Source organism: Caulobacter sp. GW821-FHT12F03 (assembly GCF_058806855.1).
On record NZ_JBXAQC010000004.1, the window covers coordinates 62222 to 88495 of the forward strand.

A 26274-nucleotide genomic window follows, 5' to 3' on the forward strand; every position below is an offset into this window, starting at 1 on the left:
GGGCGCCTGCCCGGCGCTGAAAAGCGGGACCTTGCCTTCATTTCAGGCGCCGGGTCCGATCAGGCGACGGCGGCTCCGTAAAGCCGGTCGTAAAGCGCCCGCAGCATGCCGGCCGTGGCGCCCCAGATCAGCTGGTTCTCCCAGGTCATGGCGTAGAAATGCCGCCGCTGGCCGTCGGGCATGTCGTAATGGCGACGCTCGTAGTTGGCCGGGTCCATCAGGAAGCCGAACGGGGTCTCGAAGATCTCCGCCACCTCGTGGGGGTTGGGCCTCAGCGGCAGGTCCGGCGGCACGAAGCCGACCACCGGCGTCACCAGATAGCCGGTGCCGGTGCGGTAGGGCGTCGACAGACCGGCCAGCGACACCTGGTCGCGCGCCAGCCCGATTTCCTCATGCGCCTCGCGCAGGGCCGCCTGCTGCACCGTTTCGCCGGGATCCAGGCGTCCGCCGGGAAAGGCGACCTGCCCCGTGTGATTGCGCAGCGTGTCCGACCGGCGCGTAAGCAGCACCGACAGGCCGGCCTTGCGCTCGACCAGGGCCACCAGCACGGCGGCCGGCTTGGGCGCGTCGAGCACGGCCGGGGCCATGTCCGGATTGAGATCGAAGTCCGAGCGGGGCGGATGGCGGTCGCCGGCGGGGTCGTCCAGCGGGTCGAGATGCTGTCCGATCCAGTCGCGCAACGCGGCCGGCGAGGCATGCGGGCTCACAGCCGGTGCGCCCCCGCCGGTCCAACGGCGAACCAGGCCCCGTTCGAGGTCACGCCCAGCGCCGGCCCCTCCGGCGTGTCGCGCTCGGTCGCCAGCTCGACCAGCTCGTAGAACACCGGCCGGGCGATCAGCGCCTCGAGCCCGCGGCGGACGTGCAGATAGGGGCGCGGCTCGCCGGTCTTCGGATCCATCTCGACGCGGATGGCGTTGTCGGGGCCGGCCTCGACGGTGTCGCCGACGTTGGTCTGGAACACCAGGGCCTCGCCCGCGCGGTCGACGCGGATGGCGATGAACGGCGCGTCCTCGACAACGATCTTCATCTTCTCGACCGGCGTCACCAGGTGGAAGCCGTCGGGGTCCTTGCGCAGCACGGTCGAGAACAGCCGCACCAGCGCCTCGCGGCCGATCGGCGTGCCCTCGTGGAACCAGACCCCGTCCTTGCGGATGCGGATGTCGATCTCGCCGCAGTGGGCCGGATTCCACAGATGCACGGGCGGCAGCCCGCGGCCGGGCGCCTGCTTCGCCGCGGCGATCACGCCGTCCAGTCCGGGTTTCACGTCAGTCATGTCGACAGTGTAGATGCGCCTCGCGCCGGGGAAAGCAACTGTCGGGGGACATGTACCGTCTCGGGTGCGGGTCCCTTCCCGCTTCCAAGCCTGTGGGGACACGCATTGAAGTCGCATGTCCCAAGCCGGAGCCTGTCCCCGGCTAGCGGGTCACAGGGCCCGCCAGTCCATCCGCCCCGCCCTCGCGCAGGGCCTTCAGCAGCACCCGGCGCTGGTCGACAGGACCGGGCATGCGTACGGCCCTGGCCGGGGCGGCGTCGAAGCCCACCCGGCTGAAATAGGGCGCGTCGCCGACCAGCAGCACGGCGGGCCAGCCGGCCCTGGCCGCGGCGTCGCAGGCCATCTCGACCAGCGTCTGTCCGATGCGGTGCTTGCGCAGCTCGGCCTCGACCGCGATCGGTCCGAGGAACACCACCGGCGCGCCGCCGATGGCCACCGGCCACAGCCGCACCGAGCCGACCAGCGTCTCGCCGTCCCAGGCGGTGAACGACAGCTCGGGGATCACCCGGTTGCCCTCGCGCAGGCGGTCGGCCGCCTTGGCGTGGCGGCCCGGGCCGAAGGCGCGGTCGATCAGGGCGTCGATGCGCGGCGCGTCAGCCGGCTGCTCGGGGCGATAGGTGATGGCGGTCATGGCAAGCTCGAAGCGGAAAGGCGGGAACGGCCCCGCGCCTCTCGGCCGGGGGACTAGACTCGCGCTGATCCAGCGCGGCGGATCGTTCGTCGGAGGCTGCGCATCGCGCCCTCGCCCTTCTCGCCATCAAGGGGCCGCGACTTAAGGGCCGCGCCCGGGCGCGTCAACGGCTGTTGCGGCCCCGGCCCGCGCGGGCGAATGTGCGACGACCCATGTCCGACTCCCCCGACCTCCCCGAACCCGACACCTCCCTGCGCGCGCTGCTGCGCCAGCGCGACTTCGTGCTGTTCTGGCTCTCGCGCTTCGTCGCCGTGCTCGGTGTGCAGATCCAGGGCGTGGCGCTGGGCTGGCACATCTACGCCGTGGCCCGCGACGATGTGCACATGGACGTCAAGCGCGCCGCCCTGACCGTCAGCATGATCGGCCTGGTGTCCTTCCTGCCGGTGCTGCTGCTGGCCCTGCCGGCGGGCGAGATGGCCGACCGGCACGACCGCCGCCGCATCCTGCTGCGCTGCTACCTCGCCGAGATCGTCGTGGCCGTCGGCCTGGCCGCGGTGACCTTCCTCGGCTGGGCCTCGATTCCGGTGCTGCTGAGCGCCGCGGCCCTGTTCGGCACGGCGCGGTCGTTCTTCTCGCCGGCCAGCACGGCGCTCGGGCCCATGCTGGTGCCCCGCCCCCTCCTCCCGCGCGCCATCGCCTGGCAGTCGCTGGCCTGGCAGACCGCCTCGATCGCCGGACCGGCGGTCGGCGGCATCCTGGTGGCCATCTCCCCGACCCTGTCCTACGGCGTGTCCGCCGCCCTCTATGTCGTCGCCGGCGCCTGTGTGCTGCTGGTGCGCGGCAACGCCCAGCCGGAAGTCCAGCCCGGCTCGCGCTGGGCGCTGATGAAGGAGGGGCTGGCCTATGTGTGGAACAACAAGATCGTCTTCGGGGCCATCTCGCTCGACCTGTTCGCGGTGATTCTCGGCGGCGCGACGCTGCTGCTGCCGGTGTTCGCCAAGGACGTGCTGCACGTGGGCGCGGAAGGCTTCGGCCTGCTGCGCGCGGGTCCGGCCATCGGCGCGGCGGCGGTCGCCCTGTGGCTGGCGAGCAACCCGATCCGCAAGAACGCCGGGGTGATCATGTTCTCGGCCGTGGCCCTGTTCGGGGTCGGCACACTGATCTTCGGCCTGTCGAAGATCATGTGGATCTCGATGGGCGGGCTGATCCTGCTCGGCGGGGCGGACATGATCAGCGTCTACGTCCGCCAGACGCTGGTCCAGCTGGCCACCCCCGATCACATGCGCGGTCGGGTGGCGACGGTCTCCTCGCTGTTCATCGGCGCCAGCAACGAACTGGGCGAGTTCGAGAGCGGCATCGTCGCCCGCTTCCTGGGCCCGGTGGGCGCGGCGGTGTTCGGCGGCGTCGGCGCGATCATCGTGACGGGCGTCTGGGCGAAGCTGTTCCCGGCCCTGCGCAAGGCCGACCGGCTGACGTGATGCAGGTTGCGTGGTTCGACACGCAGCCTGCGGCTGCTGCTCACCATGACGTAGACCAAATGCACGTCATCCTGAGCAGGCGCGAAGCGCCGTGTCGAAGGACGCAGCTTGCCTAACGCAGCGTCGCGCGCTTAGACGGCTGCCACACGGCAAAAATCATCCAAGGGAGACCCGCCATGGGCGTGCTTGAGGGCAAGGTTGTTCTGGTTACCGGCGCCGCCAACGGCATCGGCAAGGAGTGCGCCCTGCTGGCGGCCCGCGAGGGTGCGAAGGTGGTGGTCAACGATCTCGGCGGCGGGCTTTCGGGCGCCGACGCCGGCGACGCCGGCCCCGCGCAGCAGACGGCCAACGAGATCGTCGCCGCCGGCGGCGAGGCGGTGGCCAACTCCGACAGCGTCACCGACATGGCCGCGGTCCGCGGCATGGTCGAGCAGGCCATGGACACCTTCGGCGGCCTGCACGCGGTGATCAATCCGGCCGGCATCCTGCGCGACAAGATGTTCCACAAGATGGACGACGCCGACTGGGACGCGGTCATCGCCGTCCACCTCCGCGGCGCCTACAACGTCAGCCGGGCCAGCGTCGAACACTTCCGTGGCCAGGGCGAAGGCTCCTACATCCACTTCACCTCGACCACCGGCCTGATCGGCAACATCGGCCAGGCCAACTACGCCGCCGCCAAGCTCGGCGTGGCCGGCCTGTCGCGGATCATCGCCATGGAAGGCGCGCCCAAGGGCGTGCGCTCCAACGTCATCGCGCCGTTCGCCTGGACCCGCATGATCGCCTCGATCCCTGTCACCGACGAGGCCAGCGCCCTGCGCGTCGGCCGGATGCGCGACTCGATGCGCGCCGACCAGGTCGCCCAGCTGGCCATCGCCCTCGCCTCGCCAGAGGCGAAGGACGTCACCGGCCAGATCTTCGGCGTGCGCGGCAACGAGGTGGTGCTGTTCGACCAGCCCCGCCCGATCCGCTCGATGGCCAAGGTCGAGGGCTGGAGCCCGCGCTCGCTGCTCGACGTCGCCCTGCCGGCGATGAAGAACAGCTTCTTCGACACGGGCGCCTCGGCGTCGGTGTTCCCCTACGATCCGGTCTAGGACCGACTCGCAGCCGCCGAGGGTGGGGCGTCAACCCGCCTCACCGGCGCCACGCGGCCATCCCCAACCCGGCCCTTCGGGCCACCCTCCCCCTGAAGGGGAGGGAGACATCTCGGAGCCTCCCATGCGTCGCGTCGCCATCGTCAGCCCCATCCGCACCGCGGTCGGCAAGTTCCAGGGCGGGCTGTCCAGCCTGACCGCCGGCGAGCTCGGCGCGGTCATCCTGCGCGCCATCGTCGACCGCACGAAGCTCGATCCGGAACGGGTCGACGAGGTGATCTTCGCCCAGGGCTACGGCAACGGCGAGGCCCCCTGCATCGCCCGCTGGTCGCTGCTGGCCGCCGACTTCCCGATCAGCGTGCCGGGCTACCAGCTCGACCGCCGCTGCGGCTCGGGCCTGCAGGCGATCATCGACGCGGCGATGATGATCCAGACCGGCGCGGCCGACGTGGTCATCGCCGGCGGCGTCGAGAGCATGAGCAACACCGAGTACTACAGCCTCGAGATGCGCAACGGCGCCCGGGCCGGCTCGGTGACGATGCACGACCGTCTGGCCCGCGGCCGGGTGATGAGCCAGCCGATCAGCCGCTTCGGCGTGATCAGCGGCATGATCGAGACGGCCGACAACCTGGCCCGCGACTACAACATCACCCGCGAGCAGGCCGACGAATACGCGGTCATGAGCCATCAGCGGGCCACGAAGGCCTGGGCCGACGGCAAGTTCGACGACGAGCTGGTCAAGGTGGCCGTGCCGCAGAAGAAGGGTGACCCGGTCATCTTCGAGAAGGACGAGGGCTACCGCCCCGACGCGACGATGGAGTCGCTGGGCAAGCTGCGCGCCATCGAGAAGGACGGCGTGGTCACCGCCGGCAACGCCAGCCAGCAGAACGACGCCGCCGCCGCCTGCCTGGTGGTCGCCGAGGACAAGCTGGACGAGCTGGGCCTGGAGCCGATGGGCTGGTTCCACAGCTGGGCGGCCGCCGGCTGCGATCCCTCGCGCATGGGCATCGGCCCGGTGCCGGCCGTCGAGCGCCTGTTCAAGCGCAACGGCCTCGGCTGGAAGGACATGGATCTCGTCGAGCTGAACGAGGCCTTCGCGCCGCAGGTGCTGGCCGTGCTCAAGGGCTGGGGCTGGGACGACCGCGACAAGCTGAACGTCAATGGCAGCGGCATTTCGCTCGGCCACCCGATCGGCGCCACCGGCGGTCGCATCCTCGCCAACCTGCTGCGCGAGCTGCACCGTCGGGACGGCCGGTACGGCCTGGAGACCATGTGCATCGGCGGCGGCCAGGGCATCGCGGCGGTGTTCGAGCGGGCGTGAATAAGGGCGTAGGGGGTAGGGAGTAGGGCGTAGTTCGACCAGTTGATGCTGCCGGCGCCGCGCCTACCCTCTACTACTCCCTACTCCCTACTCCCTACTCCCTACTCCCTACTCCCTACTCCCTACTCCCCCACCGCTCCCGCCACTGATCGGCCGTCACCTCCCAGTAGAGCGATGTCCGCGTCGTCCCGTCCGGCCGGACCGCCTCGCGCGTGCCCATGCGCACGAACCCCGCCGCGTCGATCAGTTTCGCCGAGCGGACGTTGTCGACGGCGGCGGTCAGGCACATCATCCGCACCTTCAGCGCCCGGAAAATCCAGCCGAAGGTGTGCAGCGCCCCGGCGCCGCCCTGACCGCCGCTCTGGCGATCCGCGCGCAGCGCCCCGGCCAGCTCCGCGGCTGACCGCTCGGGCCAGATGCTGACGCAGCTGTAGCCCGCGATCTCGCCGCTTCCGTCGCGCGTCAGGATCAGCAGCCGCCGCCCCTCCCGCCGCAGGGCTTCGGACTCGGCGATCCAGCGGGCGACGTTGTCCAGGCTGAACGGCCGGGGCAGGTCGTAGATGGCGTCGGTGACGCGCGGGTCGGCGAGGAAGGCCGTCAGGTCGGCCGCGTCCTCCGGCCGGGCGAGCGACCGGCCCGGCCCCAGCCCGTCGAGGTCGGCCGCCAGCACCGCCGCCCGGATCGCCGCCGCCTCCGCGGGCGGGACCTCCAGCACGGTGTCCGGCGGCGCGCTCATGACGCGGCCAGGCGCTCCAGCGGCGCGCCGGTCAGCCGGCGCGTGGTCCAGCCGTCGAGCGTCTCGGCCCCCAGCGAGTCGTAGAAGGCGATTGACGGCGCGTTCCAGTCCAGCACCGCCCAGTCGAGGCGCGGCAGGTTCTCGTCCCGGCAGCGCCGCGCCAGGCCGGCCAGCAGCGCCTTGCCGGCCCCGACGCCGCGCGCGGCCGGCTCTACGAACAGGTCTTCCAGATAGATGCCGTGCCGGCCCCGGAAGGTGGAGTAGCTGTAGAACCAGACCGCGAAACCGACCGGCCGGCCGTCGAGTTCGGCGATGTCGCAGAACACCCGCGGCGCGACGCCGAAGAACGACAGCTCCACGTCCCACAGCGTCAGATCGGCTTCGTGGCGCAGCTTCTCGTACTCGGCCAGGGCCTGGACGAAGCCGAGGATGACCGGCGCGTCGCCGGGGTGAGCGGGTCGGATGTGGAGAGACTGGACCATGGCCACGAGTCTAGACCTCCCTCCCCTTCATGGGGAGGGTGGACGGACGAAGTCCGGACGGGTGGGGAAGCCGCCCGCCACCCCGCCCCCTCCGGCACGGCCCCTTACGCCCCACCCTGACCGCTTCGCGGTCTGTCCCTCCCAATGAGGGCGAGGGGGAGGGAACCCTCACCCCGCGCCGACCGTCTCCACCGACAAGGCCCACAGTCGCTCGGCGCTGTCCGGGTCCAGGGCGTGCGGCATGACGCCTTCCCACGGCGTCGCCTGGGACCAGGGCAGGGCCTGGTTGCAGTTCTCGAGATACAGCCCGCCGACGCCCTCGAGTTCGGGCCCCACGGCCGCCCAGACGCTGGTCGAGGCGCCCTGCTCCGGCGTCTTGAAGCCGTCGCGGATCTTGCCGGTCGCCTCGTCGATCCAGCCCAGGGCGACCATCTCCTCGTGCGGCAGGTGCCGCTGCAGCGGGGTCATGATGCCGCCCGGCATGACGGCGTTGGCGGTGATCCCGCGATCCTTGAACCGCCTGTGGAAGCCCACCGCGAACAGGGCGTTGGCCGTCTTGGCCTGGCCGTAGCTCTCCCACTTGTCGTAGGGCCGGGTGACGTAGTTGACGTCGTCCCAGTTGATGTCCGAGCGGCGGTGGCCGATCGACGACAGGCTGACCAGCCGCGAGGCCTTTCCCGCGCCCTTCGCGCCGGCTTCCAGCGCCGGGGCCAGCAGATTGCCCAGCAGGAAGTGACCGAAGTGGTTGGTGCCGATCTGCATCTCGAACCCGTCGTGCGTCCGGTCCAGCGGGCAGGCCATGACGGCGGCGTTGTTGATCAGGATATGCAGGGGCTTGTCGCCCCACCGCGCGCCGAACGCGCGGATCGAGGCCAGGTCCGACAGGTCGAGCATCTCGAACCGGGCGCCGGGGCCCTTCGCCGTCTTCGCGATGTCGCCGATGGCGGCGGCCGCCAGGTCGGGCTTGCGGGCGGCGATGACCACGTCGGCGCCGGCCTCGGCCAGGGCCCGGGCCGTCTCGATGCCGATGCCCGTGGCGGCGCCGGTGACGATGGCGGTCTTGCCGGTCAGGTCGTGGCCCGCCACGACCTCGCGCGCCGGCGTGAAGGCCCCGAAGGGCGAGGTGATGCGGTCGGTCATGGGTCAGTCCTCCCTGGAGAATTTGGCGGCGACGGCTTCCAGCCAGCGGGCGACGACGGCGGCGTCCCCCTCCGACAGGCCTTCGCTCAGGCGTTGGTTGAGATCATCGAGCAGGGCCACGGCCCGCTCCCGCGCCGACCAGCCCTGGGCGGTCAGGTACAGGCGCTGGCCGCGTCCGTCGGTCGGGTCCGGTCGCCGCTCCACATATCCGGCGCGGGTCATGCGATCGACCAGGCCGGTCATGGCCGACGGGGCCACGTCCAGCGCCTCGGCGGCGTCGCCGATGGCCGCGCCGTCCGATCGGCCGAGGAACAGCACCAGGCCCGCCTGGGCGGACGTGACCCCCTCGATCTGCGCGGCCTCGGCCTCCACCCAGCGCTCGACGCGTTTCTGGGCGGCTTTCAGCAGGGCGTAGAAGACGGGGCGTTCGGTCATCGAACGCCACTATATGCTTCACATGCGAAACATCAAGTTCACATGTGAAGCAGTCACCCCGCCCGGTACCAGATCACCCCGTCGGCGTCCGGCTCCGCCAGCGCCTTGCCGCGCTCGATCAGGCAGTTCAGGTGGGCCAGGCTCTCGCCGGTGGCCATGCCGACCAGTTCGGGACCGATCGGCCGGGCGAACAGGGCGCCGAACACGTCGACGGCGCGCTTCGGCTCGGCCAGCGACTTCTCCAGCCGGCCCAGCGACCGCTCATGGCCGGCGATCAGGTGATCGAGCCGGGCGTGCAGGCCGTGGAACGGGTCGTTGTGCGCCGGCAGAACCAGAACCTCGTCCGGCACGGCGGCCTTCACCTTGGCGCAGGACGTCATCCAGTCGGTCAGCGGATCGGCGTCCGGCTCGGTCGGAAACACCGACACGTTCGAGGAGATGCGCGGCAGCACCTGGTCGCCCGAAATCAGCAGCTTCAGCTCCGGGCAGTAGAGGCAGGCGTGGTCCGGCGAGTGGCCATTGCCGGTCACAATCCGCCAGGTCCGGCCGCCGATGTCGAATTCCTCCCCGTCGTTCAGCCGGCGATAGCTGTCGGGCAGTTGGTAGATCGCCTTGCCGAAGCCGCCGAAGCGCGCGCGATAGTTCTCCAGCGCGTCTTCGTCCCAGCCGGCGGCCTTGTAGAAGCGCATGCCGTCCTCGGGCGCCTCGCGGCCGGTGTCGGCCACCAGCATGCGGCACTGCAGGTACTCCAGCCGCGTCATCCACAGCCGGCACTGGAACTTGCGCGTCATCCAGCCGGCGAGGCCGATATGGTCGGGATGCAGGTGGGTCACGATCACCCGGGTGATCGGCTTGCCGCCCAGCGCGTCCTTGAACGCCGTCCGCCAGGCCTGGGAGGTGTCGCGGGTCTGCATGCCGGTATCGACCACGCACCAGCCCTCGCCGTCGGCGATGGCCCAGACGTTGATGAACTGCAGCGCGCCGCCCAGCGGCATGCGCAGCCACATGACGCCCGGAGCGACTTCCACGGCTTCACCCGTTCCGGGTGTGGGACCCGTTTCGAAGGGGTAGTCCAGTTTCGGACGCCGCACCTCGGCCGCCGTTTCCTCGATTCCGTCCCGCAACGCCCTGCACTCCCCATGAACGCGGCCATCATCGGCCGTTCAGCCCCGCGCCGCAATTCCGCCAGCGGGTTGCGTGACCTTGACCCCCGAAAAAAGCGCGCGTTTAAGTCCGCGCGAGGAATCTGCCAGGAGACAGAACAATGCGGAAAATCGGGATCGGCCTGGCGGCCGTTCTGGCCCTAGCCATCATGGCGCCCGCCACCATGGTGCTGGCCGCCAAGAAGCCGGCTGAAGCGGCCGGCGGCATCGACGCCAAGTCGCGCGAAAAGGGCATGGCCGAGGCTCCGGCCATTGTCGCCGCGGCCGGCCTGTCGTGCACCGTCGCCGACGCGCGCTGGATCGGCGCCGACCCGAAGACCAAGAGCGGCTACTACGAAATCGCCTGTAACCCCGGCCTCGGCGGCGTGCTCGTCGCCACCGCGGGCAACGCGACCCCGCCGCAGTTCTACTCCTGTCTCGAAACCGGCAAGCCGGGCGCGGACGGCAAGCCCGGTTCGCTGGCCTGCAAGCTGCCCGGCAACGCCGACCCGGTCCAGGCGCTCGCGCCGTTCGTGGCCAAGGCCAACGCCGGCTGCGACATCGACAAGGCCCGCTCGATCGGCTCCAGCGCGCACAACTCCTACTTCGAGGTCGCCTGCAAGAACGGCTCGGGCCTGATCATCGCCACGACCAACCCCGCTGACGCGACCAAGGAGGTCAAGGCCACCACCTGCCTCGCCTACGAGCCCGGCGCGAACCTGTCCTGCCAGCTGACCACCCGCGAAGCCCAGCTCGCCATGGTCGACTCCCTGGCCGCCGCCGCGGGCAAGAACTGCGTCGTCACCGACAAGCGCTACATCCTGGCCGCGGTGAACGGTTCGACCTACTTCGAAGTCGCCTGCCAGAACGGCAAGGGCTACGTGCTCGAACGCGCCGCCAACGGCTCGCTGGCCCGCGCCATCGACTGCGCCAACGCCCCCGGCGGCGCCGAATGCACCCTGACCGACTCGCGTCAGGCCATGACCGAACAGGCCGGCCTCTACACCCGCCTGGCGACCAAGGCCGGCTTCCCCTGCAAGGTCGAGAAGTACGCCCTGTTCCCGTCGCGCGGCAAACCCGAGGAAGTGGTCGAGCTGAAGTGCTCGGATCGTCCCGACGGCGGCGTCGGCGTGTTCGACGCCAACGGCGGCGGCAAGGTCTACAACTGCCTGATCGCCGAGCTGGACGGCTACGGCTGCAGCTTCACCCCGAAGGCGGCTTCGGTGGTCAAGATCAGCAGCGACCTGCGCGCGCTGGGCAAGGGCTCCTGCGTGGTGTCCGACGCCCGCGTGATCGGCAAGACCGCCACGGGCGACGGCTTCCTGGAAGTGGCCTGCTCCGACGGCCTGCCCGGCTGGGTGATCAACTATCCGGCCAAGTCGGACACGCCCAAGGAAGTGCTGAGCTGCAAGCAGGCTGCCGGCATCGGCGGCGGCTGCAAGCTGCCGACCAACAAGGTCAGCAACTGATCACACGGCTGATCTGAACAGACGAAGGCCCGCCGGAGCGATCCGGCGGGCCTTTTTCGTTGGCGGGTGGTCCTCCCCTCGCAGAGGGGAGGGGGACCCTGCGGAGCAGGGTGGAGGGGACAGCGCCGGGCTTGCCGGAAAGACAGGAATTCCGGATGGGGCCGCTGACGTTCGCGCCGCCCCTCCACCAGCCTCCGGCTGGTCCCCGTCCCCGCTACGCGGAGAGGAAGGCTAGCGCTACAGCGCGGCCTCGATGAAGCGCGGGCCGGTCTGGTTCATGGCGCGGGCGAAGGCGTCGTCGAATTCCTCGACCGTCGTGCAGCGCTCGGCGGGCAGGCCCAGGCCGCTCGCGAGGCTCACCCAGTCGATGCGCGGCGAGCCCAGGTCGAGCAGCTTCTTCGCCGCCGGGCCGGGGTTGCCTGCGCCTGTGCGGCCCATCTCGATGTTGAGGATGCGGTAGGCGTGGTTGGCGAACACCACCACGGTCACGTCGAGCTGCTCGCGGGCGATCGTCCACAGGCCCTGAACCGTGTACATCGCCGCGCCGTCACCGTTCAGGCTGAGGACCTTCTGGTCCGGACAGGCCACGGCCGCGCCGATGGCCAGCGGGATGCCCTGGCCGATGGCCCCGCCGGTCAGGCACAGCCAGTCGTGCGGCCGGGCCGTGCGGGTCGACTGGAACACCGGCAGGCCGGCGGTCACCGCGTCGTCGCTGATGATCGTGTTGTCCGGCATGTGCCGGGCGATCGAGGCGCCGATGGTGTAGGGGTTCTGGGCCCCGACCGGCATGTCGGGCAGCTTCAGGCCTTCGACCGGCGAGGATTCCGGCGCGTCCAGCGCATCGGCCAGCGCCTGCAGCGCGCCGATGCCGTCGGCGTCGCGGCCGCACAGGCTGGCCGTCTCGCAGCCCTCGGGCGTCAGCAGGCTGGGCCGGTCGGGATAGGCGAAGAAGGCCACCGGCTCGGTGGTCTCGACCAGCACCATCAGGTCGACGCCCTCAAGGTCGGCCAGGGCCATCTCGCCGAAGTACATCATCTTGTCCGGCGCGAACCGGCCGGCCCCGCGGGCGATGCGGGCGACGAAGGTGTCGGTCAGCACCCGCACGCCGGTGGCGGCGATGCGGCCGGCCTGGCGCACCCCGGCGTCGAGGCAGGTCGAGCCGCCCATCAGGATCACCGGCTTCTTCGCCGCCCTGATCCGCGCGGCGATGGCCGCGGTCGTCTCGGCCGAGACCTGCGCGCGCGGCGCGGGCGTCAGCACCGGCCCGACCACCGTGGTCTCGGTCCAGGCGCTGTCGGCCGGCAGGATCAGGCTGGCGCAGCCGCCCGGCGCGCCGAAGCTGGCCTTCACCGCCTCGGCGGTCAGCGGGCCCACGTCGTCGGCCGTCTCGGCCGACTTGACCCACAGGCTGTTGGGCGCGGCCCAGCCGGCGATGTCGGAGTTCAGCGGCGCATCGTACTGCCGGTGATAGGTGGCATGGTCGCCGATCACGTTGACCAGCGGCGTGCCGGCGCGGCGGGCGTTGTGCAGGTTGGCCCCGCCGTTGGCGTAGCCGGCGCCCAGGTGCAGCAGGGTGCAGGCGGGCCTGCCGGCCATCCGGCCGTAGCCGTCGGCGGCTCCGGTCGCCACGCCCTCGAACAGGCACAGCACCGACCGCATGCGCGGCTCGCGGTCCAGCGCCGAGACGAACTGCATCTCGCTGGTGCCCGGATTGGCGAAACAGGCGGTCACGCCGTTGTCGGCGAGCGTGGTGATCAGGGCGTCGGCGCCGTTCATGGTCTTCTCCGTTCGGGGCAGCAGGCCACCCATCCAACATTTCGCGCGCCACGCCAACGGGCGGGCGCCTCCTCCCGGGTCAGGCGAGGATCTTTCCGGGGTTGAGAAGGCCCAGCGGATCGAGCGCCGCCTTCAGCCGGCGCATCAGGGCGATCTCGGCCGGCGAGCGGGTCAGGTCGAGGTGACCGCGCTTCTGCAGGCCGACGCCGTGCTCGGCCGAGATCGACCCGCCGAGCGCCTTCAGCGGACGATAGACGATCATCTCCGCCATATGCCGGTGCCCGGGAGTCAGGGCCGGGACACGGGCGATGATGTGCAGGTTGCCGTCGCCCAGATGGCCGAACACCATCGGCGGCCCGAGGTCCGGCCAGCGCCCGGCAAGCGCCGCCTGCACCGCGCCGACATAAGCCTCCATCGCCGGGATCGGCAGGCTGACGTCGAAGGTCACGATCGGGCCGTTACGCGCGGTCTGGGCCACGTCGTCGCGCAGGGCCCACATCGCCTCCCGCTCGGCGTTCGAGCGGGCGAGGACGGCGTCGGCGATCTCGCCGTCCTCCAGCGCCGCGCCGAGGCAGGCCTCGAACCGCGCTGCGTCGACGGCCGGATCGGCGCCCAGGCTCTCGACCAGCACGTACCAGGGATAGCGACCTTCCAGCGGCGGCCGGCCCCGCGCCGGGGCGCTGGTGACCAGATCGTGGAAGTCGGCCCACATCACCTCGAAGGCCGACAGGTTGCCGCCCAGCCCCCGCTCCAGCCGGCGCAGCAGCCGCGGCAGGTCGTCGAAATGCTCGACCCCGATGAAGGCCGTGTCCTGGCTGACGGGCGCGGGCCGCAGCCGCAGCACCGCCCGGGTGACCACGCCCAGCGTGCCCTCCGAGCCGATGAACAGCGGCTTGAGATCATAGCCGGCGTTGTTCTTCAGCAGCGGGTTCATGGCGTCGATCACCGTGCCGTCGGCCAGCACCGCCTCCAGCCCCAGCACCATCTCGCGCATCATCCCGTAGCGCAGCACGCGGTTGCCGCCGGCGTTGGTGGCGATGTTGCCGCCGATCGTCGCCGAGCCGCGCGAGCCCAGATCCAGCGGCAGCAGCAGGCCCTCCTCCGCGGCGGCCTCGCAGGCCGTCTGCAGGATGCAGCCGGCCTGGACGGTCATCGTCCCGGCGCCCGGATCGACGCGCTCGATCGCCGCCATCCGGTCGAGCGACAGGGCGATGGCCCCGTCGGCCACGCAGCCGTCGACCAGGCCAGTGCGACCGCCCCAGGGCACGACGGGGACACCCGTCTCCGACGCCAGCCGCAGCACCGCGGCCACCTGCGCCGTCGAAGCCGGCCGCACCACCGCCAGCGGCTGGCCGAGACGCGTCCAGGGGCTCTGGAACCGGTCGGCGCCGTCCGCGCCGTCCAGCACTGCGTCGGGCGCCAGGACCTGCTGCAGCCTGTCGATAAGGGTTGTCATGCCCGGCGCCTCCCGTGTTTGGCGGCGACCCTAGGCGACCGTGTCGCGCGGCGGCTTGATCCAGACCAATTTCGGCTTTTGCCGCCGCGCCGAACCGGGCATGCAGGAAAAACGGGGGGAAACGACCATGACACCACGCGACACGGTGGCCCGCTGGGCGCTGATCGGCTCGATCCTCGGCGGGGTGAGCTACATCGCCGCCTGGGGCCTGCCCCTGCCCGCGCCGCTGGAGCTGGCGTGGAAGGGCACGGGCGTCGGCCTGCTGGCGGCATACGCGGCGCTGAAGGCGCGCGACCGCGACGGCTGGCTGCTGACGGCGGTGATGACGCTCGGCTTCCTCGGCGACGTGCTGCTGGGCATCCAGTTCATCGTCGGCGCCGTGGCCTTCCTGATCGGCCATCTGGTCGCCGTCCGCCTGTACCTGAGCAACCGCCGCCCGGCCCTGAGCCGCAGCCAGGCGGCGCTGGCTCTGCTGCTGGTCCCCGCCTCCGTGTTCATCGCCTTCATGCTGCCGGCCGACCGGGCCGCCGCGCCGGGCGTGGCCTTCTACACCGTCGGGCTCTCACTGATGGCGGCGACCGCCTGGACCAGCCGTTTCCCCCGCTTCACGGTCGGGATCGGGGCGCTGATGTTCCTCGTCAGCGACCTGGTGATCTTCGCCAAGATGGGCCCGCTGCCGCACAATTTCCTCACCGAGCTGGCGGTCTGGGTCCCCTACTACGGCGGCCAGCTGCTGATCTGCGCGGGGGTGGTCAACGCTCTACAATCTGAGACGTAGAGTCCTCCCCAGCTTTGCTGGGGAGGGGGACCGCCGGAGGCGGTGGAGGGGAGTCGGTGCACCGACGCCCCTCAGTCAGGCTCCGCCTGACAGCTCCCCACGTTGTGGGGAGCATCGACGTCGTTCAGAACGCCATCACCCCGTCATCGGGCGCCGCCGCGAACAGCCGCGCCAGCTCGGCCGGCCGGCGATCCCGCGCCAGGGCCTGGTTGATGTAGCCCTTGTCGGTCAGCTCGCCGCTTGCCGCGTCAGGCGCGCCGTCGAGGATCAGCGCCCGCCAGATCCGGCCGCCGCCGCCCTTCGCCGCCGCGTTCATCTTCTCCAGCCCGGCGCGGATTACCGCCCGCACCTCTGCCGGGTCCGGGTGGCGGGCATTGAAGCCGGGGTCGAGGAACAGCATCAGGCCGACGCCCTCCTGTCCCTCGCCGCAGACGATGGCGTCGCTGACGGCGCCGCCGATGGCCGAAACGGCCGTGACCCGCAGGGCGCCGGCGGCCACGAACGTCCCGCTGGCCAGCTTGAAGTTCTCCACCAGCCGGCCATCGAACATCAGCCCCGCTTCCGGATCGGCCGGGTCGATGGCCCGCGCCGCGTCGCCGAGGCGGTAGAATCCCTCCTCGTCGAAGGCCTCCGCAGACAGGCCGGGCTCGCCGAGGTAGCCGGGCGAAACCTGCGGCCCCTTCACGCGGATCTCGAACTTCTCGCCGGCCGGGACCAGCTTCACCGCCGTGCCCGGCACCGGCAGGCCGATCATCCCGCCCCGGCCGTTCAGCCAGTGGATGTTGCAGGCCGTCGGCCCGGTCTCGGTGGAGCCATAGCCCGTGGCGAAGGTCACCCGCTCGCCGATGGTGGCGATGGCCACGGCCTGGACCCGGTCGATGATGCTCTGGGCGATCGAGGCGCCGCCGTACTGCAGCACCCGCACCCGCTTGAAGAAGGTCCGCGCCAAGGCCGGGTCGGCCTCCAGCGCGCTGGCGAACAGGGCCCAGCCGGCCGGGACCATGTTGTGGTAGGTCGGCGAGACCTCGTTCAGATTGCGCACCGTTTCGGCGAACCGGCCGGGCGTCGGCTGGCCGGCGTCGATGTACAGCGTGCCGCCCCGGTGCAGCACCATATGCAGGATGGCGTTGGCCCCCAGGCTGTGGCTCCAGGGCGCGGCGTTGACCACCACCGGCGGGTCGGGATCGTCGAAACAGGCGGCGATCTGGGCGGCGTTGAAGGCGATGTTGCGGTGCAGGCCTATGACCGCCTTCGGCCGGCCCGTGGAGCCGGAGGTCAGCAGCAGCTTGGCCGTGTCGTCCGGCCGGGCGACGAAGGCGGTCGGCGACGAGTGCAGCAGGTCGGTGAAGGCGATGTCGGTCGGCCGGGCGTTGGCGCTGGCCACCACCGGCAGGCCCCTGAGGAAGTCCGCCTCCAGCGCCCCGGCGAAGGCCGCCGCGTCGTCGGCATAGACCGCGTCCGGACTCAGCACGCCGCAGGCGTAGGCCAGCCGCGACAGGTCGGCGCCGGCGAGGCCGTACTGCGGCGACACCGGCGCCACCGCCACGCCCAGCGCCATGGCCGCGTAACAGATCAGGGCGTGGTCGACCGTGTTGCGCGCGAGGATCAGCAGGCAGTCGGCGCGTTTGAGGCCCAGGCCCTTCAGCCCTCCGGCGAGGGCAGAGACCTGCTGCAGCGCCGTAGCGTAGTCGACCGTCCGCCAGCCGTCCCCGGCCCGCTCGGCCAGCCAGACCCGCTCCGGCGCCTCCGCGCTCCAGCGGACCAGCGCGTCGAGCGTGGTGGTGAAACGCCCGTCGACCGGCGTCGGATTGGCCAGCACCAGCGACCCGTCGGCCCGCCGCTCGACATCGAGCCGGCGCGGCGCATAGCGGGCGTCACGAAAGGGTGCGGTGGAGAGCGCGGTGTTTCCGTCCATGCGGCCGGTTATCGGGCGCCGTTCAGAGCGATTCAATCCTCCCCAGCAACGCTGGGGAGGGGGACCATGCGGAGCATGGTGGAGGGGAGTCGCTTCCCTTGCAATTCTCGATAATGCCCTTATTACTTGTATTTATGCCCGCCACCTCCCGAGCGATCACATTCGCCCGGCGTCTGCGCAAGTCGCTGACGCGGTCCGAAGTCGCCCTCTGGTCGGCGCTTCGTGGAAAGCGATTGGCCGGCCTGCGGTTCAGGCGCCAGCATCCCATCGGTCCGTACGTGGTCGACTTCTATTGCGCTCAGTACAGGCTGGTCGTCGAGGTAGACGGCGCGGTGCATGCGGAGGACAGCGTGGAAGAGCACGATGTCGACCGCGATCAGTGGATCGAGCGACAGGGGATGCGGATCGTCCGAATTCCCGCCGGTCTTGTGTTGTCGGACATCGGCGCGGCTTTGGCGCTGATCGCGCAAGTCGTGAAGGCGTCATCGGTGCGGTGCCCCCCCCTCCACCGCCTCCGGCGGTCCCCCTCCCCACTGCGTGGGGAGGATTTCCGGATATCAGCTAGCTTCCCAACGTCTCCCCGAACCGCACCGGCTTGCCCCGACCATGCGCCACGATCTCGTCGTCGCGCATGACGGTGATGCCGCGGACGATGGTCGCCACGGGCCAGCCCCTGGCCTCGAAGCCGTCGAACGGGGTCCAGCCGACGCGGCTGGCCTGGTCGGCGTGGCGGATGGTGCGGCGGGCCTTGAGGTCGACGATGGTCAGGTCGGCGTCGAAGCCCTCGGCGATGCGGCCCTTCTCGGCCAAGCCGAACACGCGGTTGGGGCCGTGGCTGGTCAGGTCGACGAACCGCTCCAGCGTCAGCCGGCCCTCGGCCACATGTGTCAGCATGATCGGCACCAGAGTCTGCACCCCCGGCATGCCGGACGGCGAGGCCGGATAGGGCCGCGCCTTCTCGTCGGCGGTGTGCGGCGCGTGGTCGGAGCCCATCACGTCGGCGACGCCGGTGGCGAGGCCCGCCCACAGGGCGTCGCGGTGATGCGCTTCGCGGATCGGCGGGTTCATCTGGGCGTAGCCCTTGAGCCGCTCATAGGCCTCGGGTCCGGCCAGGGTCAGGTGCTGCGGCGTCACCTCGACGCTGGCGACGTCCTTGTTGAGGGCGAGGAACTCCATCTCCTCGGCGGTGGTCACATGCAGCACATGGATGCGCTTGCCGGTCTTGCGGGCCAGGCCGACGAGGCGGCGGGTCGAGCGGATCGCGCTCTCGGCGTCGCGCACCTCCGGGTGGCTGGTCCAGTCGCCGGTGCGGGCCAGCGACCGGCGCTCCTCCAGCCGGTACTCGTCCTCGGAGTGGAAGGCCGCCCGGCGGTTGATGTGCTTGAGCACCTCCTCGACCCCGGCGTCGTCCTTGATCAGCAGGGTGCCGGTCGAGGCCCCCATGAACACCTTGATGCCGCAGCAACCCGGCAGCCGCTCCAGCTCGCCGAGGAAGCGCGCGTTCTCGTGCGTGCCGCCGACGTAGAAGGCGTGGTCGCAGCTCATCCGCCCGGACGCGCGGCGCAGCTTGTCGGCCAGGGCGTCCGGATCGGTGGTCGTCGGCTCGGTGTTGGGCATCTCGAACACGGCCGTGACCCCGCCCAGCACGGCGGCGTTGGCCCCGGTCTCGAGGTCTTCCTTCCATTCGAGGCCCGGCTCGCGGAAGTGCACCTGGCTGTCGATCACCCCCGGCAACACCGTCAGCCCGGTCGCGTCGATGACCTCGCCCGCCGAGGCCTGCGACAGGTCGCCGACGAAGGCGAACTTGCCGCCCCGGATGCCGATGTCGGCGATCCCGCGCCCCGCGTGGTTCACCACCTCGCCGCCGCGGATGATCAGGTCGTAGGTCTGGGTCATTTCAAAATCCGCTCGTCCCGGCGAAGGCCGGGACCCAGGTGTTTTAGCGTTTGGCGCCGCGCTTTCCAGAAAAAGCCTGGGTCCCGGCCTTCGCCGGGATGAGCGGCTCCTAAACGTCGTGCGCCCGCGCGGTCGCGTCCAGCAGCTCCCGGGCCGTCGCGACCACCTGGTCGACCGGCAGATCCATCATGTGGCCGATGGTCTGGTTGAGGCCGGGGTCGATGGCCTTGAACTGTTCGAACTCGCGCGGGCCGCGGACCACGCGGGTGTCGGGGCCCCACGGGGCGTAGAGCCGGTCGTCCGACGGGCCGAACAGGCCGATGGTCGGGGCGCCGGCGGCGGCGGCCAGATGCATCAGGCCCGAGTCGTTGCCGATGAACAGCCGCGCCCGCTTGAGCACCGCATAGGCCGTCAGCAGGTCGAGCTGGCCGGTCAGGTCGATGACCCGGTCGCGCGGCAGGGTGCGGGCCAGCGGCTCGACATAGCGCACGTCGTCCGGCCCGCCGAGAATCAGCAGACGCCCGCCGGCCATCGGCCCGCCTTCATCGAGCAGCTCGATGGCCACCCGGGCGAAGCGCTCGATCGGCCAGGTCTTGCCCAGCCAGTTGGCGGCCGGGCCCATGGCCAGGATCGGCCCGCCCTCGCCCAGCAGTTCGACGGCGCGGGCCTCGATCTCGGCGGAGGTGAACAGGAACGGCGGCGGCGGGTCGTCCTGCAGCGTCAGCAGGGCGGCGGCCTCGATGACCTTGTGCACCGGCTCGCCCGTGGCCTTGCGGTGCACGGCGCGGCGGTCGCGGCGCAGGAAGGTGCTGGTGGCCGAGCCGCGCATGTCGATGACCAAGGCCCAGTGGGTGTGGCGCACCTGGTTCCACAGCGACAGCCAGTGGCCCGAGCCCTTCTGCTTCTGCATCACGATCAACCGGTCGAGGCCGGGGACCTCGGCGAACAGCGGCGCGGCGGCGGGGCCCACGGCGATGGTGAACCGCGCGCCGGGCGCTTCATCGGCGAGCTTCTTGATCAGGCCGGACGCCAGCACGGCGTCGCCGATCCGCGAGGGGCCTATGAACAGAATCGGGAAGGGCTTGATCGCCATCGGGACACCTTAGACTGGCGAGCACTGGCGTTACAGCGTGCGAAAGGCCACATCGGGTCCATGAGCGAAACACCGAGCTACGCCCTGCTGCGCGACCGGGCCCTCGTGGCGGTCAGCGGACCCGACTGGCGATCCTTCCTGCAGGGCCAGCTGACCCAGGATGTCGAGACCCTGAAGGCGGGCGAGCTGCGCTTCGGCGCCCTACTCTCCCCCCAGGGCCGGCTGCTGTTCGACCTGTTCATTCTCGGCCGCGAGGACGGCTGCTGGCTGGAGGTCGCGGCCGACCGGCGCGAGGCGCTGATCGCCCGGCTGTCGATCTATCGCCTCCGGGCGAAGGTCGAGATCGTCCCGCAGCCGGGTCCGGTGGTGGCCCTCTGGCATACCGGGCGCGGCGAGCCGGGCTTCGCGCCCGATCCCCGCCTGCCGGCGCTGGGCCATCGCGGCCACGGCGACGTCGAGCCCCCCGGCGTGCGCGCCGACGCGGCGGCCTGGACCGCCCACCGTCTGGCCCTCGGCGTGCCGGACACGGCCGACTACGGCGACGACAAGACCTATCCGATCGAGGCCAACTTCGACCTGCTGCACGGCATCGACTTCAGGAAAGGCTGTTTCGTCGGCCAGGAAACCACCAGCCGGATGAAGCGGCGCGGCCAGATCAAGAGCCGCATGCTGCCGATCGCCTTCGCCGGTCCGCCGCCGGCCTTCGGCGCCGAGGTGCTGAACGGCGAGCTGCGCGCGGGCCAGGTGCTGTCGGGCGTCCCCGGCCGCGCCATGGCCCTGCTGCGGCTCGACCGCGTCGAGGACGGCGCATTGACGGTGGACGGCCGGCCGGTGACGGTCGAGCGGCCGGCCTGGACCTTGGCCTGACCGCTCACCCGCCCCGGGCGAAAATCTCCGGCAGCGCCGCCTGCAGCGTCGAATAGTGAGACAGACCCGGAAAGGTCCGCATTTGCGGCGCGCCCGGCAGCGCCGCCGCCAGCGCCCGCGCCATGGCCGGCGGGGTCCAGCTGTCGGCCTCACCCTGCCAGAGCGTGACAGGATGGGTCAGGCCGGACAGCCGCTCCGGCGTCCAGGCGACATAGCCGAGCACCTCCCGCCGATAGCCCTTCGCCCCGCCGGTCAGGCCGTGGGCAAGGATGCCCTTGATGATCGCCTGGAACGCCGGATCCCGCGCGAGACCGGCGTCGGCCCCCGCCGCGCCGGCGAAGATCTGGCTGAACAGCAGGCCCGGCGCGACCCGCGCGAGAGCGCCCTGCACCCCGGTCAGCAGGCCAAACAGGCCGGGGCCGCGCGCCGCCAGGCCGAACACCGCCCCGCCCGCCATGTCCGGCAGGAAGTCGCCCAGACCCAGCGGAGCGGCCGGCGACACGAGATCCAGCCGCACATCGCGGTCAACGATACGCAGCGCCACCTCGATCGCCACGACCGCCCCCAGCGAGAACCCGACCAGCCGGATCGGCCCGGCGGGATACCGGGCGAGCACGGTCGCCGTCAGATGGTCGAGATAGCCTCCCAGCGGCAGGTCCGGCCGGTCGGTCGCCCGGTCCGGCGCGAACAGCCCGCCCGGCACGCTCCCCGCCGCGACCAGCAACAGCTCGTCCGGCGACCCCGGCTGGCCGTGGAAATAGACACACTGTTCCGCCATTCGCCTGCCCCGACTCGCCCTTGCCCCACCGTAGCACCGCGGCCCCGATCAGACGCGCGAGCGGCCCTGTGTGTGACATCAATGCCGGCGATGCGATGCCCCGCGACAGCCGCTAGACTGCCCCCATGACCGACTCACTGCCCCGCTGCGCCTGGCCCGGTACGACCGATCAGCTCTACCTCGCCTATCACGATGAGGAATGGGGGGTGCCCGAGTACGACTCCCGCACCCTGTGGGAGAAGCTGGTGCTGGACGGGTTCCAGGCCGGGCTCGCCTGGATCACCATCCTGCGCAAGCGCGAAGCCTTCCGCGCGGCGTTCGACAACTTCGACCCGGAGAAGGTCGCCCGCTACGGCGAGGCCGACCGCGCCCGGCTGATGGCCGACGCCGGCATCGTCCGCTCCAACGCCAAGATCGACGCGGCCATCGGCGGTGCGAAGATCTGGCTCGACATGCGCGACCGCGGCGAGGACTTCTCCGACTTCCTGTGGGACTTCGTCGGCGGCCAGCCGATCCAGAACCACTGGCCGGACATGGCGGCGGTGCCGGTGAAGACGCCCGAGGCCGAAGCGATGGCGAAAGCGCTCAAGAAAAAGGGCTTCAAGTTCGTCGGCCCGGTGATCGTCTACGCCTTCATGCAGGCCACCGGCATGGTCAACGACCACATCGGCGACTGCTTCCGCCGTGAGCCCATCAGCCGTATGACGCGGCCATGAGCGCCCTGCCCGACCTGATGCTCGAACTGGCCTGTCCGGCGCCCGTCTGCGGCGTGGACGAGGCCGGGCGCGGGCCGCTGGCCGGGCCGGTCTGCGCCGCGGCGGTGATCCTCGACCACGCCCGCATCCCCGAGGGGCTCAACGACTCCAAGAAGCTGACGGCGAAGATGCGCGAGTCGCTCGACCTGGAGATCCGCCAGACCGCCGTGGCCTTCTGCGTCGCGTTCGCCAGCGTCGAGGAGATCGCCGAACTCAACATCCTGCACGCGACGGGCCTGGCCATGTGCCGCGCCATCGAGGGCCTTGCCGTCACGCCGGCCTTCGCGCTGATCGACGGCAACTACAAATTCAAGCTGCCCTGCGAGATCAAGACGGTGGTCGGCGGCGACGGCCTCAGCCTGTCGATCGCCGCCGCCTCGATCCTCGCCAAGACCGCCCGCGACCGGCTGATGGTCGAGATGGACGCCCTGCATCCCGGCTACGGCTTCGCCGGCCACAAGGGGTACGGAGCGCCGACGCACCTAGAGGCGTTGAAGCGGCTGGGACCCAGTCCGATCCATCGCATGAGCTGGGGCGCCCTGAAGGCGATGTTCGAGGAGGCCTGAGGCGTTGAACCGCCGTGAACTGCTCGCCCTGTCGTCCGCGGCCGTGCTGACGGGGGCCGCGGCGCCCGCGCCCTTCAGCCCCGACACCGTCATCCGCGCCGCCAGGACCCTGGCGCGCCATCCGTTCTCGCCGCAGCAGACCGTCCTGCCGCCCGCCCTGGCGGGGCTGGACTACGACGGCTACCGCCGCATCCGCTTCGTCGAGGACCACGCCCTGTGGCGCGGGCTGGGCCTGCCGTTCCAGGCGCACTTCTTCCATCGCGGCGGCCTGGCCACGGCCCGGGTCGAGCTGTTCGAGGTCGCCGACGGCCGCGCCTCGCCGATCCGCTATTCGCCGTCGCTCTACGCCTTCGGCGATCCGCCGCCCGAGGGGCTGGAGGCCTTCCCGGACCTCGGCTTCGCCGGCTTCCGGCTGCTGTCGCCGGTCAACACGCCCGACAAGTGGGACGAGATCGCCGCCTTCATCGGGGCCAGCTACTTCCGCGGCGTGGCGCGCGGCGGGTCCTACGGCCTGTCCGCCCGCGGCCTGGCCATCGGCGCCGGCGAGGCGGAGGAGTTCCCGGTGTTCCGCAGCTGGTGGCTGGAGCGCCCCGCCCTCGGCGCGACCGGCGTGGTGCTGCACGGCCTGCTCGACAGCCCGAGCCTGACGGGCGCCTACCGCTTCGTGGTCACGCCCGGCGAGACGACGATCATGGACGTCAGCGCCACCCTGTTCCCGCGCGGCGAGGTCGCGCGCGTGGGCCTCGCGCCGCTGACCAGCATGTTCCTGTTCGACCAGGAGAGCGCCCGCCGTTACGACGACTTCCGCCCGGCGGTGCACGACTCCGACGGCCTTGCCGTGGCCGACGCGGGCGGGCGGCGCATCTGGCGACCGCTGGCCAATCCGCCGGCCACCCGCGTCAGCACCTTCCCCGGCGCCGCCGGCTTCGGCCTGATCCAGCGCAAGACGGCCTTCGCCGACTACGAGGACCTGGAGGCCCGCTACGACCTGCGCCCCAGCCTGTGGGTCGAGCCGCTCGGGACCTGGCCGGCGGGCGCGGCCCGGCTGGTCGAGCTGCACGCGCGCAGCGAAGCCGAGGACAACATCGTCGCCGAATGGCGGTTGGACGGGGCGCTGGCGGCCCACACGCCGGTCGAGGTCGCCTACCGCCTGCACTGGGGTCCCGACGGGACCGACCCGGCGATGGCCCGGGCCCACGCCTGGCGCGCCGGCGCCGGCGACGCCGACGGCTGGACCCGGCTGCTGGTCGACTTCGGCCCGGTCCCCGGCGGCGCGGACGGACTGGAGGCCGCGATCGACCTCAGCCAGGGCGAGATGCGCGCGCCCGTGGTGCAGGCCAACCCGGTGACCGGCGGCGTGCGACTGGCGTTCAACTTCCGCCCCGGCGATGACGGGACGGCCGACATCCGCGCGCAGCTCACGCGCGGCGGCGTCGCGGCCTCGGAGCTGTGGGCCTATCCTTGGACGGGGTGAGCGGTCAGATCCCCATCTGCCGCGCCGCCAGGTCGCGCATGATTTCCTCGGACCCGCCGCCGATCGCGTTGACCCGCACCTCGCGGTAGATCCGCTCGACCCGGCTGCCGCGCATGTAGCCGGCGCCGCCCATGATCTGCATCGCCTCGCGGGCGCAGTATTCCATGGTCTCGGTGGCCTGGACCTTGAGCAGGGCGATCTCGGCGATCGGCGACTCACCCGCCTGGATCCGCCAGGCCAGCAGTTCCAGCCAGGCCTGGGTGGCGTTGATCCGCTTGTACATGTCGGCCAGCTTGTGGCGGATCACCTGGTGGTCGGCGAGGCGCTTGCCGAAGGTCTTGCGCTCGCGGGCCCAGTCGATGGCGTCCTCGAGGCAAACCTTCGAGAAGCCGATCGCCCCGGCGGTCATGCCGATCCGCTCGCCGTTGAAATTCTGCATGATGCCGGAGAAGCCCATGTTCTCCTGGCCGATCAGGTTTGCGGCCGGCACCCGCACGTCGTCGAAGAACAGCTGCGCCGTGTCGGACGCCCACCAGCCCTGTTTCTTCAGCGGCTGGCGGCTGAAGCCCTCGCGTTCCCGCTCGATCAGCAGCAGGGAGACGCCGCCCGCGCCCTCCCCGCCGGTGCGCACCGCGACGGTGTAGTAGTCGGCCCGCATGCCGCTGGTGATGTACATCTTGCTGCCGTTGACGACCCAGTCGTCGCCGTCGCGGCGGGCGGTGGTCTTCAGGTTGGCGACGTCGGAGCCGCCGGTCGGCTCGGTGATGGCCAGGGCCGAGATCTTCTCGCCGGACAGCACCTGCGGGATGATCCGGTCCTTCATCTCCTGGGAGCCCATGCGGCGGATCGGCGGCAGGCCGATGCCGTGACTCATCAGGCTGGCGTTGACCCCGCCGGCGCCGTGGCGGGCCATCTCCTGGCTGGTGATGATCGACATGAAGGGGTCGGTGGCGACGCCGCCGTATTCCTCGGGCCAGCCCAGCCGCAGCAGGCCGATCTCCGACGCCTTCCTGTACAGCTCGCGGGGAAACTCGCCGGCCTCGTCCCAGTCGTTGACGAACGGCATGATCTCCGCCTCGACCCAGCGCCGCAGCGTGTCGCGCCAGGCCTTGTGGTGCGGCTCGTAGAACGGGCTGGTGCGGCTGTCGTCGAGCGGGGCGAGCGGGCTGGTCATGACGTCTCCGGATCCTCCGGCGCGTCTGGTCGCGCGCCTTCGGCCGAAGGTGTCAGGCCTTCCGTTGCGGGAGTCGAGGGGCCGCGCGCCTACCGGCTGATGAAGCTCTCGAACCCGCCGTAGATCATCCGCTTGCCGTCGAAGGGCATGTCGGACTGCCACTGCTGCATGCGCGGGTCGGTCATGACCTTCGCGTTGATCTCGTCGCGCTTCTCGCGGGACTCATAGGTGATCCAGGAGAAGACCACGACCTCGTCGTCGGTCGCCTGCACCGCGCGCGGAAACGACGTCAGCTCGCCATAGGGCACGTCGTCGGCGAGGCACTCGACGTAATTGAGCGCGCCCAGCTCCATCCAGACCTCGGCGCCCAGCGCGGCCATCTTCCTGTAGTCATCGAGCCTGCTCCTGGGGACCGCGAGCACGAAACCGTCGACATAGGGCATCTGAGCCTCCTTGGGTTTGCCTGACTCAAAGGACGAACGACCGCCCGCGGATCCGACATGCCTGCCGATTAACTCCTCGCTAACCACGTCAGCGAACGCCCC

26 protein-coding genes are annotated in these 26274 nt (G+C 71.0%); 10 read left to right on the forward strand and 16 right to left on the reverse strand.

Features of this window, described 5'->3' with window-relative positions; genetic code table 11:
* Positions 1-59: 59 nt before the first annotated feature.
* From AC1RN0_RS11500 to AC1RN0_RS11510, 3 genes are all read right to left on the reverse strand, one after another.
* Positions 60-707, reverse strand: a complete 648-nt coding sequence (locus AC1RN0_RS11500; protein WP_492787571.1) for a CoA pyrophosphatase — start codon at positions 705-707, stop codon at positions 60-62.
* Positions 704-1273, reverse strand: a complete 570-nt coding sequence (locus AC1RN0_RS11505) for a DUF1285 domain-containing protein (RefSeq protein ID WP_492787572.1) — start codon at positions 1271-1273, stop codon at positions 704-706. The genes AC1RN0_RS11500 and AC1RN0_RS11505 overlap by 4 nt, the downstream gene beginning before the upstream one ends.
* A gap of 142 nt (positions 1274-1415) precedes the next feature.
* Positions 1416-1904, reverse strand: a complete 489-nt coding sequence (locus AC1RN0_RS11510) for a GNAT family N-acetyltransferase (protein WP_492787573.1) — start codon at positions 1902-1904, stop codon at positions 1416-1418.
* Positions 1905-2116: 212 nt separating this feature from the next.
* Between AC1RN0_RS11510 and AC1RN0_RS11515 the strand changes: the two genes are divergently transcribed.
* The 3 genes from AC1RN0_RS11515 to AC1RN0_RS11525 all read left to right on the forward strand — a co-directional run bounded on the left by AC1RN0_RS11515 (position 2117) and on the right by AC1RN0_RS11525 (position 5797).
* Positions 2117-3382, forward strand: a complete 1266-nt coding sequence (locus AC1RN0_RS11515; protein ID WP_492787574.1) for an MFS transporter — start codon at positions 2117-2119, stop codon at positions 3380-3382.
* Between the two features lie 176 nt (positions 3383-3558).
* A complete protein-coding gene (locus tag AC1RN0_RS11520) occupies positions 3559-4476 on the forward strand; it encodes an SDR family NAD(P)-dependent oxidoreductase (RefSeq protein ID WP_492787575.1) in 918 nt (305 codons plus the stop codon).
* 124 nt (positions 4477-4600) lie between these two features.
* A complete protein-coding gene (locus AC1RN0_RS11525) occupies positions 4601-5797 on the forward strand; it encodes an acetyl-CoA C-acetyltransferase (RefSeq protein ID WP_492787576.1) in 1197 nt (398 codons plus the stop codon).
* Between the two features lie 115 nt (positions 5798-5912).
* Here the strand turns inward: AC1RN0_RS11525 and AC1RN0_RS11530 are convergent, their stop codons facing one another.
* The 5 genes from AC1RN0_RS11530 to AC1RN0_RS11550 form a co-directional block, all read right to left on the reverse strand.
* Positions 5913-6533: a GNAT family N-acetyltransferase gene (locus AC1RN0_RS11530; protein ID WP_492787577.1), complete on the reverse strand. Its 621-nt coding sequence runs from the start codon at positions 6531-6533 to the stop codon at positions 5913-5915.
* Positions 6530-7015, reverse strand: a complete 486-nt coding sequence (locus tag AC1RN0_RS11535; RefSeq protein ID WP_492787578.1) for a GNAT family N-acetyltransferase — start codon at positions 7013-7015, stop codon at positions 6530-6532. The genes AC1RN0_RS11530 and AC1RN0_RS11535 overlap by 4 nt, the downstream gene beginning before the upstream one ends.
* 168 nt (positions 7016-7183) lie before the next feature.
* Positions 7184-8155, reverse strand: a complete 972-nt coding sequence (locus AC1RN0_RS11540) for an SDR family NAD(P)-dependent oxidoreductase (protein WP_492787579.1) — start codon at positions 8153-8155, stop codon at positions 7184-7186.
* A 3-nt stretch (positions 8156-8158) separates the two neighbouring features.
* Entirely contained in the window at positions 8159-8590 is a 432-nt protein-coding gene (locus AC1RN0_RS11545) for a MarR family winged helix-turn-helix transcriptional regulator (RefSeq protein ID WP_492787580.1), read from the reverse strand.
* A gap of 53 nt (positions 8591-8643) precedes the next feature.
* Entirely contained in the window at positions 8644-9714 is a 1071-nt protein-coding gene (locus AC1RN0_RS11550) for an MBL fold metallo-hydrolase (RefSeq protein WP_492787581.1), read from the reverse strand.
* A gap of 140 nt (positions 9715-9854) precedes the next feature.
* On the opposite strand from AC1RN0_RS11550, the gene AC1RN0_RS11555 reads away from it, so the two are divergent.
* Complete coding sequence (locus AC1RN0_RS11555; protein WP_492787582.1) at positions 9855-11201, forward strand: hypothetical protein; 1347 nt, start codon at positions 9855-9857, stop codon at positions 11199-11201.
* Between the two features lie 237 nt (positions 11202-11438).
* Here AC1RN0_RS11555 and AC1RN0_RS11560 read toward each other — a convergent pair whose 3' ends face one another.
* Complete coding sequence (locus tag AC1RN0_RS11560; RefSeq protein WP_492787583.1) at positions 11439-12977, reverse strand: acetolactate synthase large subunit; 1539 nt, start codon at positions 12975-12977, stop codon at positions 11439-11441.
* Positions 12978-13056: 79 nt separating this feature from the next.
* Positions 13057-14433: an FAD-binding oxidoreductase gene (locus AC1RN0_RS11565; protein ID WP_492787584.1), complete on the reverse strand. Its 1377-nt coding sequence runs from the start codon at positions 14431-14433 to the stop codon at positions 13057-13059.
* A gap of 127 nt (positions 14434-14560) precedes the next feature.
* Here AC1RN0_RS11565 and AC1RN0_RS11570 point away from each other — a divergent pair, with 127 nt between their 5' ends.
* On the forward strand, positions 14561-15211 hold the full coding sequence (locus tag AC1RN0_RS11570; protein ID WP_492787585.1) for a lysoplasmalogenase family protein: 651 nt from the start codon (positions 14561-14563) through the stop codon (positions 15209-15211).
* Positions 15212-15335: 124 nt separating this feature from the next.
* Here the strand turns inward: AC1RN0_RS11570 and AC1RN0_RS11575 are convergent, their stop codons facing one another.
* Positions 15336-17126 (reverse strand): AMP-binding protein, encoded by a 1791-nt coding sequence (locus AC1RN0_RS11575; RefSeq protein ID WP_492787586.1) that lies wholly within the window; start codon positions 17124-17126, stop codon positions 15336-15338.
* Positions 17127-17260: 134 nt separating this feature from the next.
* Here AC1RN0_RS11575 and AC1RN0_RS11580 point away from each other — a divergent pair, with 134 nt between their 5' ends.
* Positions 17261-17761, forward strand: coding sequence for an endonuclease domain-containing protein (locus tag AC1RN0_RS11580; protein ID WP_492787814.1), 501 nt, complete (start codon positions 17261-17263; stop codon positions 17759-17761).
* Here the strand turns inward: AC1RN0_RS11580 and AC1RN0_RS11585 are convergent.
* Positions 17688-19022 (reverse strand): dihydroorotase, encoded by a 1335-nt coding sequence (locus AC1RN0_RS11585; RefSeq protein WP_492787587.1) that lies wholly within the window; start codon positions 19020-19022, stop codon positions 17688-17690. The genes AC1RN0_RS11580 and AC1RN0_RS11585 overlap by 74 nt on opposite strands.
* A 109-nt stretch (positions 19023-19131) precedes the next feature.
* On the reverse strand, positions 19132-20115 hold the full coding sequence (locus AC1RN0_RS11590) for a glycosyltransferase family 9 protein (protein ID WP_492787588.1): 984 nt from the start codon (positions 20113-20115) through the stop codon (positions 19132-19134).
* Positions 20116-20175: 60 nt separating this feature from the next.
* Here AC1RN0_RS11590 and ygfZ point away from each other — a divergent pair, with 60 nt between their 5' ends.
* The gene (ygfZ, locus tag AC1RN0_RS11595; RefSeq protein ID WP_492787589.1) at positions 20176-20982 is read left to right on the forward strand and encodes a CAF17-like 4Fe-4S cluster assembly/insertion protein YgfZ; all 807 of its coding nucleotides are present in this window, start codon (positions 20176-20178) and stop codon (positions 20980-20982) included.
* Between the two features lie 4 nt (positions 20983-20986).
* On the opposite strand, the gene AC1RN0_RS11600 is transcribed toward ygfZ, so the two are convergent.
* Complete coding sequence (locus AC1RN0_RS11600; protein WP_492787590.1) at positions 20987-21760, reverse strand: alpha/beta fold hydrolase; 774 nt, start codon at positions 21758-21760, stop codon at positions 20987-20989.
* 125 nt (positions 21761-21885) lie between these two features.
* Between AC1RN0_RS11600 and AC1RN0_RS11605 the strand changes: the two genes are divergently transcribed.
* From AC1RN0_RS11605 to AC1RN0_RS11615, 3 genes are read left to right on the forward strand one after another with little or no spacing between them, the layout of a single operon-like run.
* Complete coding sequence (locus AC1RN0_RS11605) at positions 21886-22476, forward strand: DNA-3-methyladenine glycosylase I (protein ID WP_492787591.1); 591 nt, start codon at positions 21886-21888, stop codon at positions 22474-22476.
* On the forward strand, positions 22473-23081 hold the full coding sequence (gene rnhB / locus AC1RN0_RS11610; RefSeq protein ID WP_492787592.1) for a ribonuclease HII: 609 nt from the start codon (positions 22473-22475) through the stop codon (positions 23079-23081). Before AC1RN0_RS11605 ends, rnhB begins: the two co-directional genes overlap by 4 nt.
* 4 nt (positions 23082-23085) lie before the next feature.
* Positions 23086-24555 (forward strand): glucan biosynthesis protein G, encoded by a 1470-nt coding sequence (locus tag AC1RN0_RS11615; RefSeq protein ID WP_492787593.1) that lies wholly within the window; start codon positions 23086-23088, stop codon positions 24553-24555.
* A gap of 4 nt (positions 24556-24559) precedes the next feature.
* Here the strand turns inward: AC1RN0_RS11615 and AC1RN0_RS11620 are convergent, their stop codons facing one another.
* Together AC1RN0_RS11620 and AC1RN0_RS11625 are read right to left on the reverse strand one after the other, a co-directional pair.
* Entirely contained in the window at positions 24560-25729 is a 1170-nt protein-coding gene (locus tag AC1RN0_RS11620; RefSeq protein ID WP_492787594.1) for an acyl-CoA dehydrogenase family protein, read from the reverse strand.
* A gap of 89 nt (positions 25730-25818) precedes the next feature.
* Positions 25819-26172 (reverse strand): DUF1428 domain-containing protein, encoded by a 354-nt coding sequence (locus AC1RN0_RS11625; protein ID WP_492787595.1) that lies wholly within the window; start codon positions 26170-26172, stop codon positions 25819-25821.
* Positions 26173-26274 lie beyond the last annotated feature (102 nt).